Origin of the sequence: Shewanella glacialipiscicola (genome assembly GCF_023283485.1) — a bacterium.
GTDB classification, from domain to species: domain Bacteria; phylum Pseudomonadota; class Gammaproteobacteria; order Enterobacterales; family Shewanellaceae; genus Shewanella; species Shewanella glacialipiscicola.
The window spans coordinates 95727-111142 of sequence record NZ_JAKILU010000012.1 but is presented as its reverse complement, the minus strand read 5'-3'; the positions used below and the strand labels follow the sequence as shown (position 1 = coordinate 111142).

13 protein-coding genes are annotated in these 15416 nt (G+C 45.7%); 8 read left to right on the top strand and 5 right to left on the bottom strand.

Features of this window, described 5'->3' with window-relative positions:
- Positions 1–325 precede the first annotated feature (325 nt).
- Positions 326–1648: a hypothetical protein gene (locus L2717_RS11145; RefSeq protein ID WP_220772269.1), complete on the bottom strand. Its 1323-nt coding sequence runs from the start codon at positions 1646–1648 to the stop codon at positions 326–328.
- A gap of 611 nt (positions 1649–2259) precedes the next feature.
- Between L2717_RS11145 and uvrD the strand changes: the two genes are divergently transcribed.
- The 8 genes from uvrD to L2717_RS11105 all read left to right on the top strand — a co-directional run bounded on the left by uvrD (position 2260) and on the right by L2717_RS11105 (position 11213).
- Positions 2260–4428 (top strand): DNA helicase II, encoded by a 2169-nt coding sequence (gene uvrD / locus L2717_RS11140; RefSeq protein WP_220772271.1) that lies wholly within the window; start codon positions 2260–2262, stop codon positions 4426–4428.
- A 146-nt stretch (positions 4429–4574) separates the two neighbouring features.
- Positions 4575–5438, top strand: a complete 864-nt coding sequence (gene ubiA, locus L2717_RS11135) for a 4-hydroxybenzoate octaprenyltransferase (RefSeq protein WP_220772272.1) — start codon at positions 4575–4577, stop codon at positions 5436–5438.
- A 286-nt stretch (positions 5439–5724) separates the two neighbouring features.
- Entirely contained in the window at positions 5725–6060 is a 336-nt protein-coding gene (locus tag L2717_RS11130; protein ID WP_220772274.1) for a metalloregulator ArsR/SmtB family transcription factor, read from the top strand.
- An 86-nt stretch (positions 6061–6146) separates the two neighbouring features.
- Entirely contained in the window at positions 6147–7430 is a 1284-nt protein-coding gene (locus L2717_RS11125; protein ID WP_220772276.1) for an arsenic transporter, read from the top strand.
- Between the two features lie 99 nt (positions 7431–7529).
- The gene (gene arsC / locus L2717_RS11120) at positions 7530–7964 is read left to right on the top strand and encodes an arsenate reductase (glutaredoxin) (protein ID WP_220772278.1); all 435 of its coding nucleotides are present in this window, start codon (positions 7530–7532) and stop codon (positions 7962–7964) included.
- Positions 7964–8713 (top strand): arsenical resistance protein ArsH, encoded by a 750-nt coding sequence (arsH, locus tag L2717_RS11115; protein ID WP_428847845.1) that lies wholly within the window; start codon positions 7964–7966, stop codon positions 8711–8713. Before arsC ends, arsH begins: the two co-directional genes overlap by 1 nt.
- A gap of 163 nt (positions 8714–8876) precedes the next feature.
- Complete coding sequence (locus tag L2717_RS11110) at positions 8877–9941, top strand: NAD(P)H-dependent flavin oxidoreductase (protein ID WP_220772280.1); 1065 nt, start codon at positions 8877–8879, stop codon at positions 9939–9941.
- A gap of 195 nt (positions 9942–10136) precedes the next feature.
- Complete coding sequence (locus tag L2717_RS11105; protein WP_220772282.1) at positions 10137–11213, top strand: AI-2E family transporter; 1077 nt, start codon at positions 10137–10139, stop codon at positions 11211–11213.
- Between the two features lie 246 nt (positions 11214–11459).
- On the opposite strand, the gene L2717_RS11100 is transcribed toward L2717_RS11105, so the two are convergent.
- The 4 genes from L2717_RS11100 to L2717_RS11085 form a co-directional block, all read right to left on the bottom strand.
- Positions 11460–12038 carry a nucleoside triphosphate pyrophosphohydrolase family protein gene (locus L2717_RS11100; protein ID WP_220772283.1) on the bottom strand — a complete coding sequence of 193 codons (579 nt, stop codon included), beginning with the start codon at positions 12036–12038 and terminating at the stop codon, positions 11460–11462.
- Positions 12039–12223: 185 nt separating this feature from the next.
- Positions 12224–12808 carry a TlpA family protein disulfide reductase gene (locus tag L2717_RS11095; protein WP_220772285.1) on the bottom strand — a complete coding sequence of 195 codons (585 nt, stop codon included), beginning with the start codon at positions 12806–12808 and terminating at the stop codon, positions 12224–12226.
- An 18-nt stretch (positions 12809–12826) separates the two neighbouring features.
- Positions 12827–13261, bottom strand: a complete 435-nt coding sequence (locus tag L2717_RS11090; RefSeq protein WP_220772287.1) for a cytochrome c-type biogenesis protein — start codon at positions 13259–13261, stop codon at positions 12827–12829.
- Positions 13261–15351, bottom strand: coding sequence for a heme lyase CcmF/NrfE family subunit (locus L2717_RS11085; protein ID WP_220772288.1), 2091 nt, complete (start codon positions 15349–15351; stop codon positions 13261–13263). Before L2717_RS11085 ends, L2717_RS11090 begins: the two co-directional genes overlap by 1 nt.
- Positions 15352–15416 lie beyond the last annotated feature (65 nt).

The window sequence follows — 15416 nt, the reverse complement described above, 5'->3', positions numbered from 1 at the left end:
GGACCCGTCCTCTTTCTGATGAGTTTAGCGACTACATCGTGGCCCATTGCGAGGCCGATTAAAAGTGGATGGGTCCATTCCATTATCCATGGCGAGACTCACGCAATTTGTCTATTCACCCTGCGGCAACTCCGAGGGGATGCCGTATTCCTTTGATTTTTTGAGTTGTCTGATGATCATTAAAAACATTCAAGAGTTGTGGATGTCCTGTTTCACCATTCGCCCCTGCGAGCTAATGAAAAATTAAACAATGAGTGTCTTGATAAATTTTCTGTGCGGAGCCGTATGCAGGGGGGTGTGGGGCTAGATACCTCCGGCCACCCGATTAAATTTTTGATATCAGGAGTTTTAGGTCAAACCCATTAAACTTGTGATTTGGCCAATGCTCTACAACCAAGGCGATTGTCTTATCCTCAACTTTCTCAGAATATGAATTACAACCTGAAATAGCACTTTTCATCTCATCAGATAAAGGTAGTCTTAAACTCGACATACTCAAAGCTTCTGCCATAGCTTCTAACTTTTCACATGCCTGGTGGGCTCTGGATGCATCATTCACATTCACTTTAAGCTTCAGAGCTTTTGCAACATCTTCAGAACCTTCAACATAATAAGCGATATTATCAGGAATAATACCATTGCTAAATTCTTTCATTGGGGATGATGCAAACCAATCTTCTTCGAAAGATCTATTATAGAACCCAGTGTTCAACCCTTCGTTTACGAGAAATTCTTTGGCTTTATAGGGGCTCCAACCTTGCTCTTTTGGCACATCCTTTGGATTTTTCTCAGAATGTCTCGCTTTACATATATATTTGAAGGTATCAATCAGATCCGAGTGTGATTCTATGTTTGCTTTGGCGACTTGAAATGACCACCGCTCAAGCAGGCTGAGCCGAAAATTAAATAATATAAATGCATAAAGTTTAGCCGTATATCTATGGAGCCGGCTCTTTATTGTTCGTCTTAGACGAACAAAGACCTGTTCATAGGTTGAATAAACCAACATAAAGAAAACAAATGGTAAGTAACAGAGAGTCAGTAATGGTGGAACAAAGAAGTCGTATGCAGTTTTTTCTTTCCCAAACTCGTCAAAATCGGTCATTAACATGTACAAAGTGTAAACGATTAAGACTACCCCGAAAGAAGATAGGCAATACTCTAGAAAAACCTTTACCTGATGATGTTTTCTATCGTTTTCAGCAATAGCCAGCATAGCTCCCAATAATGCTAAAACAGGAACTAGCAAAATTTCGACCCAAAGAGAGAAAGTATACACACCAACGACAAATTGAAGAATCGCTAGTAGTTTCAAGTTACCTAAAACTGAGTGCTTGAAAAAATGCTTATCTTGTTTGATTTTTTCAAGCTTAAATAGCGACATAAAACCAACAGAAAAGCACCAAAAAACAGTATTTTTTAGCTGCTCAAAATCCCATAGTTCCAACTCAGAAAGCCAGTAAATGACAATTGCCATGTAAGCAATCATCAAACAAAGGACAGTCATAATTCGTCTAACAAAAAAAGCTGCTATCACGCCTTTGAAGGCATTTCTGACCTCTGCCATTTTAGAGGAAAAAAGAATGTAAATAGAAATTGCCAGAAGCCATAACGAAATTGCAATTTCTCGATTATTTAGAATATCCACGAGTTTCCTTGTGCATTTAACGGCTTTGTATTTATGCGCTGTTTGCAGCGCATAAATGGCTTGTTGGACTTGGTCGCTGCCACATCCATGTCAATTGGTATAAATGATGCTATAGGAATCTGCTATTTTGCGGTAGCGGTTTTTTATACAGTTTGATGGGTAATCACTTGATATCGTTTTAGCTTTATTATTCTTTGCTGGCTAGCAGAGATACGCAAAGGTTACTAGGATTAAGCATTGTCATGGAAGTGACCGTTGACGGCATGGATGCCGTCGTCGAGCCTATAGGGACATATTCACGGCGAGTCACTGGAATGACAGTGTTTAATCCTTATTGAAGGTGATGAAGAACCTTGCTTTGCATCTAAAAGGTTTAATAAGCCATCTATTCCTAAATTTCCATTATCTAGCAAAGAGTTAGGCAGCCAAGCTACTTATATCTGCGTAAGCGAGATTAGGCATTGCGGCACTCTTGCAACACCAGAGCAAAGCAAGATGCGGTAACTTGTCATTCGTCTTGTGGCCTCGTCTTGTGGCTCTTGTCTAGTGGATCAAACGCGCAGGCGGGTTTTCTTCTGTTATAATGCCCCCTCGATTTTTTGGAGGCGAGAATGGACGTATCTTCTTTACTAGACGGCCTGAATGATAAGCAGCGCGAGGCTGTCGCGGCACCGCAATCTAGCATGTTAGTGTTGGCGGGCGCGGGCAGTGGTAAAACTCGGGTGTTGACCCACCGCATTGCGTGGCTGATGCAGGTTGAACAGCAGAGTCCGTACTCGATTCTCGCGGTGACATTTACCAATAAAGCGGCGGCTGAGATGCGCGAGCGAGTTGAAAAAGTCGCTGGCACCAATATGGGCCGCATGTGGATTGGCACGTTCCACGGCTTGGCGCATCGCTTGTTACGCACTCACTTCCAAGATGCGGGTTTACCGCAAAGCTTTCAAATCCTCGATTCTGACGATCAAGTGCGTTTGATCAAACGTATTCTTAAAAGCTTGAATTTGGATGAGAAACAATATCCTCCACGCCAAGCTCAGGGTTATATCAATGGTAAAAAAGACCAAGGATTACGCCCTAAACATATCGATGCGTGCGGTTTTCCGCTGGAGCAGAATCTGCTAAAAATCTATCAGGTTTACCAAGAATCCTGTGACCGCGCAGGTTTAGTCGATTTTGCCGAAATCCTATTACGTGCCCATGAGTTATGGCTCAATAAGCCGCACTTATTGGCCCATTATCAAGACAGATTTAAGCATATTTTGGTGGACGAGTTCCAAGATACTAACGCCATTCAATATGCGTGGATCCGCGTGCTCGCCGGTCAAACTGCCAATGTGATGATAGTCGGTGATGACGACCAATCGATTTACGGCTGGCGCGGCGCTCAGGTTGAAAACTTACATCGATTCTTAAAAGATTTCCCGACGGCGACCACGATTCGCCTCGAGCAAAACTATCGCTCTAAGGGCAATATTCTTAAAGCTTCCAACGCCTTAATCGCCAATAACCCAGAGCGTATGGGCAAAGAGTTATGGACGGATGAAGCCGATGGCGATCCGATTTCGCTCTATTGCGCCTTTAATGAAATGGACGAGGCGCGCTTTATTGTCGGTCGGATTAATGATTGGCACGAAAAGGGTGGCAACCTTGGTGATTGTGCGATTTTATATCGTTCAAACGCTCAGTCGCGGGTATTGGAAGAAGCCTTATTACACAAAGGTTTAGCTTATCGTATTTATGGTGGTTTGCGCTTCTTCGAGCGCCAAGAAATTAAAGATGCCATGGGTTACCTGCGGCTGATTAATAACAAAGACGACGATGCGGCGTTCGAGCGTGTGGTTAACACGCCGCCCCGTGGTATTGGCGATCGCACTTTGGATATTTTGCGCACTACGGCGCGTCAGCATGAGTTAACCCTGTGGCAGGCGAGCGTGCGCTTGCTCGACGAGAAAGTGCTTGCGGGTCGCGCGGCAAATTCTGTGCGTGGTTTCATGGACTTAATTATGACACTGCGTGAAGACACTCAAGATATGGTGCTGTATCGCATGGCCGATACTGTGATCCAAGCGTCGGGCCTTAAGGCCATGTATGAAGCCGAAAAGGGTGAAAAAGCCCACGCTAGAATCGAAAACTTAGAAGAACTCGTCACGGCGGCGCGTACTTTTGAGCTGCCAGAAGAGCTGGAGGACATGGGCGAACTTAACGGTTTCCTGTCCCACGCGGCGCTCGAAGCGGGCGAAGGCCAAGCTGATGCTTTTACTGATGCGGTGCAGCTAATGACGCTGCATTCTGCCAAAGGCCTAGAGTTCACTATGGTGTTCATGGCGGGCGTAGAAGAAGGGATCTTCCCGAGTAAAATGGCGCTCGAAGAGGGCGATAGACTCGATGAAGAACGCCGCCTCTGCTATGTGGGCATGACCCGCGCCATGGAAAAACTCTACATTACCTATGCAGAATCACGGCGCATTTATGGCCGCGAAGATTACGCTCGGCCATCGCGTTTTATCAAAGAGATCCCGCCACAGTATGTGGATGAAATCCGCCTTAAGGCGCAGGTTTCAACGCCAATGGCAAATAATCGTTTTAGCGCCCCAAAGTCGGCGGCGACTAACGACACCGGCTTTAACGTTGGCCAACGAGTCAATCACCCTAAATTTGGTGAAGGCAAAGTGACTAACTTTGAGGGCAGCGGTGCCCAAGGGCGAGTGCAAGTGAGCTTTACTGACTTTGGCAGCAAGTGGTTAGTGGTGGCTTACGCTCGGTTAGAAGCGCTTTGATGCATGTCGCCGCCGCGATACATGTCAGCTTTTTGTGACAGGCTTTTAGGCGCATATTCGCATCGGGAGAAGCATAGGTATATGATGCTACACCTGAAAATCGAGTGGAAACTTGAGCCGATATTAGGAATGGGAGTACCTAGTTAATGAATTTAAAGCAGAAGTGGGATGTGTATTCCCGTCTTACTCGAATCGACCGCCCTATAGGTACGCTATTATTGCTGTGGCCATGCTTGATGGCGCTGATGTTAGCGGCGGGTGGTATGCCCGATGTTAAGGTATTAATCATCTTTATTTTGGGTGTAGTAATTATGCGTGCCTGTGGCTGCATTATTAATGATTATGCCGATCGCGATCTGGATTCTTTTGTTGAACGCACTCGATCTCGCCCGCTGGCCAGTGGCGAAATCAGCACGAAAGAAGCGCTGATACTGTTTGCTGTATTAGGCTTAGTGGCGTTTGGTTTAGTCTTACTACTCAATGGCTTAGTCGTTAAGTTGTCCGTTGTGGGCATTATCCTCACGATTATTTATCCCTTCACTAAACGTATCACCAATATGCCGCAAATGTTTTTGGGCATAGTGTGGAGCTGGTCTATCCCTATGGCATACGCGGCGCAAACAGGTACGGTGCCAATGGAAGCTTGGTGGTTATTTGCCGCCAATTGGTGTTGGACTGTCGCCTACGACACTATGTACGCCATGGTCGATAGGGACGATGATTTAAAAGTAGGCATAAAATCCACTGCGATTTTGTTTGGTAAATATGACCGCCAAATCATCGGGTTATTTCAGTTGGGCGCATTAATCTGTTTTATTGCCGCCGGTTGGAGCGCCGACCGTGGTTTGGTATATGGCCTAGGAATACTGACTTTTATCGGCTTTAGCACCTACCAACAAGTGCTAATTTTTGGTCGCGAACGCGCACCGTGTTTTAAGGCATTCCTCAATAATAATTGGGCAGGTTTGGTGTTATTCGCCACCTTAGGCGCTGATTATTTATTAGCTTAAATGCCGCATGGCTGTTGAGCTGCAGCTCAACAGCCGCTATGAAATATCCGTCACTCTGCCACATCAGTCATCTCAGATATCTCCCTACAGGCTTTACTTGCGTAAACGGACGATAATACGTGCGATTAAATATATGCTACTCAATACGTGCCACTAAATGAGTTTAGTGGGCGCGCATGATTGGCACTCATGCTTAAAAACAGTTAAACATATCTGCTATTTTACATGTGTTATTGACGCGGCAGCTTAAGCGAGTATGATTTTCTTCTCTATTGAGGGAGTGTTTATGGCCCAGCTAATACCGTTACAACTGTTTAAATTACTGTCAGACGAAACGCGGCTCGGTATTATGCTTTTGCTTCGTGAAGCCGGTGAACTATGTGTGTGCGATATCACAGTCGCAATACAACAAACTCAACCTAAGATATCGCGCCACCTTGCCATGCTTAGAGAATCAGGTTTATTACTGGATCGCCGCGACGGTAAATGGATCCATTATCGCCTCTCGCCGCATATTCCCGTTTGGGCTGCTCATATTCTTGAGCAAGCTGGCCTGTGTCAGTTGATTGAAACCAACCAACTCCTTAAGCGGCTGCAACAAGGTCATTTATCTTGTCAGTAATACGCTAAAAAATTTTACAGATACATATTCGAAAATTCAGATGTGTATTCGGGTGTATTTCAAATGTATGTATAGTGGGGAAGACCATGCTACTGGCGATAACGATTTTTATGCTGACCTTAATCTTGGTGATTTGGCAACCTAAGGGCTTAGGGATTGGCTGGAGCGCCTCGATTGGTGCTGCCATGGCGCTTACCACAGGCGCCGTGCAATTGAGTGATATTGCTGTGGTATGGCAGATAGTCTGGAATGCGACGGCCACCTTTATCGCAGTGATTATTATCAGTTTATTATTAGATAAAGCGGGTTTTTTCGAGTGGGCGGCATTACATGTAGCCCGCTTTGGCAATGGTAAAGGGCGTTGGCTGTTTAGTTATATCATTTTGCTCGGTGCCTGCGTGGCGGCATTATTTGCTAACGATGGCGCGGCGTTAATCCTCACGCCTATCGTTATTGCGATGTTATTGGCGCTCGGTTTTAGCCGCGGTGCGACTTTAGCCTTTGTAATGGCGGCGGGTTTTATTGCCGATACCGCTAGCTTGCCGCTGATAGTCTCTAATCTGGTGAACATTGTCTCGGCAGACTTTTTTAACCTGGGTTTTATGGACTATGCCGCCGTGATGCTGCCAGTGGATCTGGTGGCGATTGTAGCGACCTTAGGCATGTTGCACTGGTTTTTCCGTAAAGATATTCCAGTTACTTACGATATTGCTAAGCTAAAGTCGCCCAATGAGGCAATTAGCGATCCGCAAACCTTCAAGGTGGGTTGGCTGGTGTTGGCGTTGCTCTTGATTGGATTTTTCGCCCTAGAGCCTTTAGGTGTCCCCGTGAGTGTGGTTGCGGCTGTTGGCGCTTTGATTCTTTGGGGCGTTGCCCGTCGCGGTAAGATTATCGATACAACTGAGGTGCTCAAGCAAGCGCCGTGGCAAATCGTTATTTTTTCGCTCGGCATGTATCTTGTGGTATACGGTTTACGCAATGCGGGTCTGACGGATTTACTGGCGAATATACTCAATACCTTCGCACAATATGGTATCTGGGGCGCGATCTTAGGCACGGGCTTTTTGACGGCATTTTTATCTTCGGTGATGAATAATATGCCGACAGTGCTGATTGGTGCCCTGTCGATTGAGGCCAGCGAAGCCAGCGGTGTGATTAAAGACGCTATGGTGTACGCCAATATTATTGGTAGCGATCTTGGGCCTAAAATCACTCCAATTGGTAGTTTAGCCACCTTGTTATGGTTGCATGTGCTATCACAAAAAAATATCACTATTACATGGGGTTACTATTTTAGAGTCGGTATTGTGATGACGTTACCGATACTGTTAGTGACCCTTATTGCTCTGGCGATTCGTCTATCTTTTTAACGCGGTTTTTATTGAGCGTGTGACGGATTATTGCAGGCGCGCAATATTAGGTGCTGATTACAGATAGTTAACTAAATTTTGTTGAATAGAGAGAAAATCATGCAAGCAGCCAGTGTTATTCGTATTTTTCATAATCCAGACTGTGGCACCTCGCGCAATACGCTAGCGCTTATTCGTAATAGCGGCGTTGAGCCTGACATTATTCATTATCTTCAAACCCCGCCATCGCGGCCCGAGTTACTTACCTTGATTGCTGCTATGGGCATACCAACAAGGGCGCTGCTGCGCGCCAATGTGGCGCCTTTTGAAGAGCTGGGACTCGCTAATGACCGTTTTAGCGACGATGAATTGGTCGATTTTATGTTGGCCCATCCGATTTTAATTAATCGCCCTATTGTGGTGACTCCACTTGGCACAAGGTTATGCCGCCCCTCTGAGTTGGTGCTGGATATATTACCTAACGTGCAGCAAGGTGCTTTTAGCAAAGAAGATGGTGACGCTGTGATTGATATAAAGGGAAAAAGGTTAACATAATGAATCTATTAGATAACGCGCTTTCTTCAGATAACGTGCTGGAGCCCATGCCAGCACTAAAGTCTGAGTTGTTAGATAGCCGCATTCAGGCGGCGCAATTTATGCTGTCGCCAGAGGCGCATCCGCCTCGAGTGCTCATGCTCTATGGCTCAGTGCGTGAACGCTCTTACAGTCGCTTAACTACTGAGGAAGCCGCGCGGTTACTCACTAGCATGGGCGCTGAGGTGCGGATTTTTAATCCATCAGGCTTGCCGCTCGCCGATGATGCCCCCGATACGCACCCTAAAGTGCAAGAGTTACGGGAAATGGTGCGCTGGAGTGAGGCTATGGTGTGGTGCTCACCAGAGCGTCATGGTGCTATGACCGGCATAATGAAAACCCAAATTGATTGGATCCCGCTGAGTGAGGGGGCAATTCGTCCTTCACAGGGTAAAACCTTGGCCATTATGCAAGTGAGTGGCGGCTCGCAATCTTTTAATGCCCTCAATCAAATGCGGATATTAGGTCGCTGGATGCGGATGTTCACGATCCCAAATCAGTCATCGGTGGCGAAGGCGTGGCAAGAATTTGATGAAGCAGGGCGGATGAAACCTTCAGCCTATTACGATCGCATTGTGGATGTGATGGAAGAGTTGATGAAATTTACTCTATTACTGCGGGGAAATGTGGATTACTTAACCGACAGATACAGTGAGCGTAAAGAAAGCCACGCAGAACTTACCGCCAGAGTGGAGCAAAAGCGCATTTAGGCTTGCGTCTACCAATACCAAATGGTTACATTTTAATATCGCGATAGTATTTTTATAGCAGTTAGCAACGTATTCAATGTCGTATTTGATGTGAGTCGCTAAGTTTAAACTGCGAATATTAGAATTAATCGCCAAAGGAATAAACCATCAAAGGAGGTGATGTATGCCGTGTCAGCTAACCCGATTATTTGGCATTGAACTGCCGATTATTCAAGCGCCTATGGCGGGTGTTCAGGGCGGCGCCTTAACGATAGCCGTATCGCAAGCGGGTGCTTTAGGGTCGTTGCCCTGCGCCATGTTATCGCCCGAGGCTTTGCACACTGAATTAACGCATATTCGTACCCAAACGACTAAGCCCATCAATGTAAACTTCTTTTGTCATCACGAGCCCGCACCGCAAGCGGTAAAACAAGCCGCATGGCTCAAGCAACTCGCGCCTTATTTTACTGAGTTAGGTGTCAATCCTGACGCCCAAACCGTGGGGCAGCAGCGCTCACCCTACACCAGTGCTCAGGCTGAAGTGTTAGCTAAATTTAAACCCGAAGTCGTGAGTTTTCACTTTGGTTTACCCAATGATGATTTGCTGCTAGAGATTAAATCTTGGGGTTCTAAAGTGATTTCTACCGCGACCACAGTGGCAGAAGCCTTGTGGCTAGAAGCGCATGGCGTGGATGCTATTATTGCTCAAGGTTTAGAGGCCGGCGGCCATAGAGGGCATTTTTTATCCGATGATTTAACTGCGCAGCTCGGTACTTTTAGTTTATTGCCACAAATCATCGCCGCCGTTGCTGTGCCCGTTATCGCCGCAGGTGGCATAGTTGATGCGAAAACCGTGCGCGCCGCGATGGCAATGGGCGCTTCGGCGGTGCAAGTCGGTACGGCCTATTTACTTTGCCCTGAATGCACCACCAGTAAACTTCATCGCGCCGCACTGCAAAGTGAGGCCGCGCAGCATACTGCGCTGACTAACTTATATTCTGGTCGCCCCGCACGCGGCATAGTGAATCGTTTTATGGCCGAACTTGGGCCTATCAACCAAGCCGTACCCGATTTCCCTCTTGCAGCAAGTGCTGTTGCCGTATTACGAAGCGTGGCAGAAGAGCAAGGATTGGATGATTTTAGCCCACTGTGGTGTGGCCAAAATGCTTCAGGCTGCAAAGTGATTCCCGCTGCGGAGCTCACAAGGCTGTTAGCTTTAGGTTTGATGGACTCAGAAGCTATCGTATAGGGAATTTGTTAACAGGATATCAATATACTTGCCATGACGTGTCGTTGATACCGTTAAATAGCGATTTTCATCCGCTAAAAAACATGGTTAAACAGCTTTCGGTTCAATAAATTTACCCATAAGATTAGGACTTTGGCGTAATGCCGAGTATTTTCTACTTTATCGTTCGCTTTTATTGTGGGAAATGTTAGCCCTATGACGCCGATTTTCAGTAATGCCGCGATTGGTCGTACTCTATTGATTTTGCTGTTGTGTGCTGGCGTGTTCTTTTTTATCGACTTTTTAGTGCCCGCCTTAGCTGCCTTGATCGTGTGTTTTTCGAGTTGGCCCCTGTATCAAAAACTTTTGGCAAAATGCGGTAATCGCTCTGCATTGGCGGCAACCATTGCGCTGTGTTGTATTGTGCTCGGGCTGATTATCCCGCTGGTGTTGGTATTTTCCTATGCGTTACAAGAGATTAAAACTTGGGTTGATTGGCTGGTATTTACCAACCAACACGGCTCGCCCGTGCCCTTGTGGATCAAAGATTTACCTTGGATGGGTGAATGGTTGACCCTGCAATGGCAGCAATTTATCGGTGAACCCCACGAATTAGGTAAAATTATCAGTGCCATCAGTGGACAGAACCTGACGGGTATTTCTCGTGGGGTACTGCAGTTGGGTTGGAACACGTTGGGCTTATTATTAACGTTGATTTTTATGCTGATCACCTTATTTTTCCTCTATAAAGATGGTGAACATGTGGCGAAACAATTAGATGTTATCGGTGAGCGAGTGCTGCCCGCCCGTTGGCATAGCTTTTCCCGAGTGGTGCCTGCTACGGTCAGTTCTACGGTTATTGGCATGACGCTTATCGCCATTGGTGAAGGCATAGTGCTAGGGATTGCCTATTGGATTGCCGGTGTGCCATCGGCCGTGGCGTTTGGGGTGTTAACCGCCTTTATGGCTTTGGTTCCCGGTGGCGCGCCCACTATGTTTACCTTAATTTCACTTTATTTGGTCGGCACTGGTGATACAACCGCAGGTGTCGGTTTGTTTCTCTGGGGTAGCATAGAGCTGTTTATTGTTGATAAAACTCTGCGACCGAATTTGGTTGGTGGGCCAATTAAATTGCCTTTTTTACCGACCTTTTTTGGCTTGATTGGCGGCGTGAAAACCATGGGTTTTGTCGGTTTATTTGTCGGCCCCGTATTGATGGCCTTGCTGGTGGCGATTTGGCGTGAGTGGTTAAGGGATGAGCCTGAAACGATATCGATAGCTAAAGAAGATTAATAACCTGAGCTCGGGATAAGCTCTGCGTCTCTACAGGTTATTTTCCCCTTTATCTGCGTTAACTTTGCTACTAATAGCCTACTATTAGGTACGCAAACTTGCCTTGATAACGGAAAAACTACCTCTGTAGAGTTAATTTTGCGAATAAGGTAATAAGATTAATCAGTTACCACAGCCACTATCCCGAGTTTAGATTAAATAATCTAAAAGCCCACGATATACAGGCTTTTAGACAATAGGATGACGTTACGCTTTAACCAGCTTTGTCAGATCTGCTGGGCGGTAGTAAACTGACTTTAGTACCTTGCCTTGGCGAACCACTTTACCTACCATTTCCACATCTTTAGCGCATTTAGCGATAATGAAGTCGCCCTGTTGGCTACCAACAATTTCAACACCTTGCTTGGCATAAAAGGCAATTGTCTCGGCCAGTTCTTGCTCGTTACGGCACACTTTACTCATATTACTCGAGTGGACTTCGTCCCAGCAGCTTATAAAATCAATTTCACGGTTTTTAGCCACACAAAGCAACAAGTCGATTAAGTAACTGATTTCGAGTCTGTCGGTCATAGCTTGCGCGCCTAAGTGCACTAAACGGCCCATTAACACGTATACAGAATCGACTATGGCATCGGCCTGTTCGATACGACTATCGGCTTCGGCAAGTTCAGTTAACTCCTCAATAATCAGTGAAGTATGTAAGGTGTCGGCCTTGTCATCTAAAGAATCAACATCATTAACGGGCAAGTCGAAGGTGCTACGAAACTCACTGATATCACGATATAAGTGGTCATAAATAGGTTGAGTTAAACGGGTGAATTTCATCTGGCTTGCCTTGATATAAAGAGTTTGGTGGCAATTTTAAAGAAATGCGCCGTGAAATACAAAGTTCAAGGATGGGGTCAAGCGTATAAAAATGCCCGCTGCTAATATTCGTGCAGCGGGCTTCGGTTAATTACGGGTGGTGTGTACCGAAGGAGATTTGAGTTATTAACGTGTTAATTGGTTGGTTATTGGCCGTATTTGGCGATTAATTGGTCTAAGTAAGGGGCTACGTCTTTATCGCCCCAGTCTAGGTATCCCCGCACAAAGCCTACCAGATTACCTTTTGTATCAAAAAAATACGTCGCGGGAACCACGTTTGCAGGAATGATTTGTTCTATGTTTTGCGTTGGGTCGAACCAAGTTTGGTAGTCTTTAAAATTGTGTTTAGTGAGGAAAGGGCGAACTTCCTTTGGATCCTCATCGATAGAGATTGGCACTATGGCAATATTTTTGCCCTGATATTGTTGTTTAAGCTGTTGAAGTTGTGGAATTTCACGTAAACAAGGTACACACCAAGTTGCCCAAAGATTGACTAACACCAGTTTGCCTTGGTGCTGCTTTAGGGTTTGAGTTTGTCCTGCTTCATCGAGAAAGGGCACATTTGGCACCCCGCGTGCGTGCTGCATTTCAACAAAGCCAGTCATTACCCTAGGTTTAGGAATTGCTTCACCGGTATCGTAAAGTTTATTTTGTAAAGAGTGGGCTTGGACTATGGTGCTTAATAGAGCAAAACCGCATAGCAGCGTGAGCCTAACCAAATGTCGTTTCATAGATTAATCCTCTATTTTTTAAAGAGTAGGGCGTGGTGCACTACGTTTAGTTAGCGCAAGGCAAATCCCTACACCGAGTAATAGGAACAGTAATGGCCCAAACCACAACGCCAAAGTTGAGCCTTTAAGTTCGGGTTGATAACGGATTTTTTCACCATAGCGTTGCACCATAAAATGAATTATCTCGTCTTGGCTTTGCCCCTGTTCCAGCATGGTAAATATCTGCGCTTTAAGCTCATGGGCGATAGGGGCTTGAGATTCAAATAGGTTCTGGTTGGTCGCCATAGGGCAGCGCAGCACTTTACTGATATCCATGGCCTGTTGTTGATAAGACACTGTGGTGATTGACCGCTCTTGCGCCATAAATAAAAATATCGCGGCTCCCAAAAGTAGTGTGATAACAAGCAACCCCATTAAAAAACTGAGGTAAGGTGAGCGAAATGAGGCATTCATTAGGCGATGCTCTCCTGTGGTTGTGTATTGGTTGTGCTGTCTAAGGTTTTAACATCTAAAGTTTCAACATCAGATAGATAGCCAAGGCGGCAAGCGGGCCACGCCGCGATAGCACCACCTAATATCATGAATAAGGCACCAAGCCATATCCAACTCGCCAGAGGTTTATAGCTGATGCGGATAAGGTATTCGTTATCACTCAGTTGTAGGCCCATTGAAACGTAAATATCCCGCCATAGACCGTGGTCAATACCAGCATGTGACATTTCCATACCATTACTTTTAAAGGTTTGCCGTTGGGGCGTAACATAGGCTAATACTCGCTCATCTTGGCCGGCATCGCGAATACTGATATTGGCTTGGATAGCAGTAAAACTATTGGTATCAACATTTTCAGTGCTTTCATAAACCAACACATAACCCGCTAGTGGTTTACCTTGCCCTGGTCCCATTCGAAGCAGGGCTTCTTGTTCAAAAAATGATACAGCCGTAGCGCCTGTAATCGTAATAGCCACCCCAAAATGGGCGATGAGCATAGCCACTAAGCGGCGTTTAGAAAGATGATTGACTGTATTGTTAGCATTAATGCTTGCGGGATTATTTTTGCTGGTTTGCTTATAGAATCCTAATGCCGCCATCAGGGTGAGTAATAAACAAACCAGTAACCAAAGCGCTGCTGCAGTGCCAAGCATTAAAAATAAATGATCCCCCGTGGCGGCTTGAAAGCTTATCCATAAGGTTAAGGCTAATACCAATATACCCGGAATGAGCAAGGGCTTAAGTTGTGCTTTTGATGCCTTTTGCCACTGGGCTAAGGGAGCGATACCCATTAACAACACGAGTAAAAAGGTGAGCGGTACAAAAATCGCGTTGAAATAAGGCGCGCCAACGGAAAGCGTTCCTAGGCCGAGTAGTTCGTAGAGTAAGGGATAAAAAGTCCCCAGTAACACTGAGAATGCAGCCACCACTAAAAGAATAATGCCGAGCAACAAGAGGGTTTCTTTACTGAAAAGAGCAAAGCTGACATCTTGTCTGAAGGTATGGGCTTTGAGCGCAAAAATAAGTAAAGCGGCGCTGACAAAAAGCACGAGTAAACAAAGGATTGACATACCACGGGTGGGATCAGAGGCAAAAGCGTGCACCGATTGCACTATGCCAGAACGGACTAAGAAACTGCCGAGTAAACACAGCGAGAAAGCTAATAGACACAAGAGTAAAGTGGTGATCTTAAAGCCCTGACTGCGTTTGGTTAATATGACGGAATGCACTAATGCCGTCGCGACCAGCCAAGGAATAAAAGACGCGTTTTCTACCGGATCCCAAAACCACCATCCGCCCCAACCTAATTCGTTATAGGCCCACCATGAGCCGAAGGCATTACCCGCCGTTAAAAAAATCCACGCGAATAGTACCCAAGGTTGTAAATGGTTGACTTGGCGAGTATTAAATTTCCCTCCAAGTAGCGATGCTAAAGCCGCAGCAAAACAAACGGTCAGCCCAACATAGCCAAGAAAGAGCATAGGTGGATGCAGTATCAACCCTATGTCCTGCAATATGGGGTTGAGATCGCGTCCCTCAATCGGAAAATCAGGTAATAAACGAGCAAAAGGATTAGAGGTAAACAGTAAAAACAGGTTAAAGCCGAGGATCACTAAGGATAAAATCGCCAGTAACCTGGCAAAATACAACGCATCTTGGTAGCGGTCATTGCTGTTAGCGTGGGTGCAATCGGTTATCGATAGACGATAACTGATAATGGCGCCCCAGAGTGCAATGGCAAACACCCAAAATAACATTGAACCTTCATGGCTACCCCAAACGGCCGCGATTTTATATCCCAGCGCTAATTGACTATTAGAATGGTTGGCAACATAGGCAACAGAAAAATCATCGGTGACAAAACAATAAACGAGGCATAGGAGCGATGTGAATACTGCAAAAAATAATGCACGAAATAAAATAGGACTGCATCCTAATAGGTAAGCATTATTTCGATACACGCCGATTAATGGTATTGATGCCGATAATAGTGCAATAACAGTGCTAATAATTAGCAACACATGTCCTATTTCTGGCAGCATCACGGTCATTTATTTATGTCCTTTTGGTTATTCCACTATTCAATGGCTATAGGGCGTAACTATTAAGTTATTAG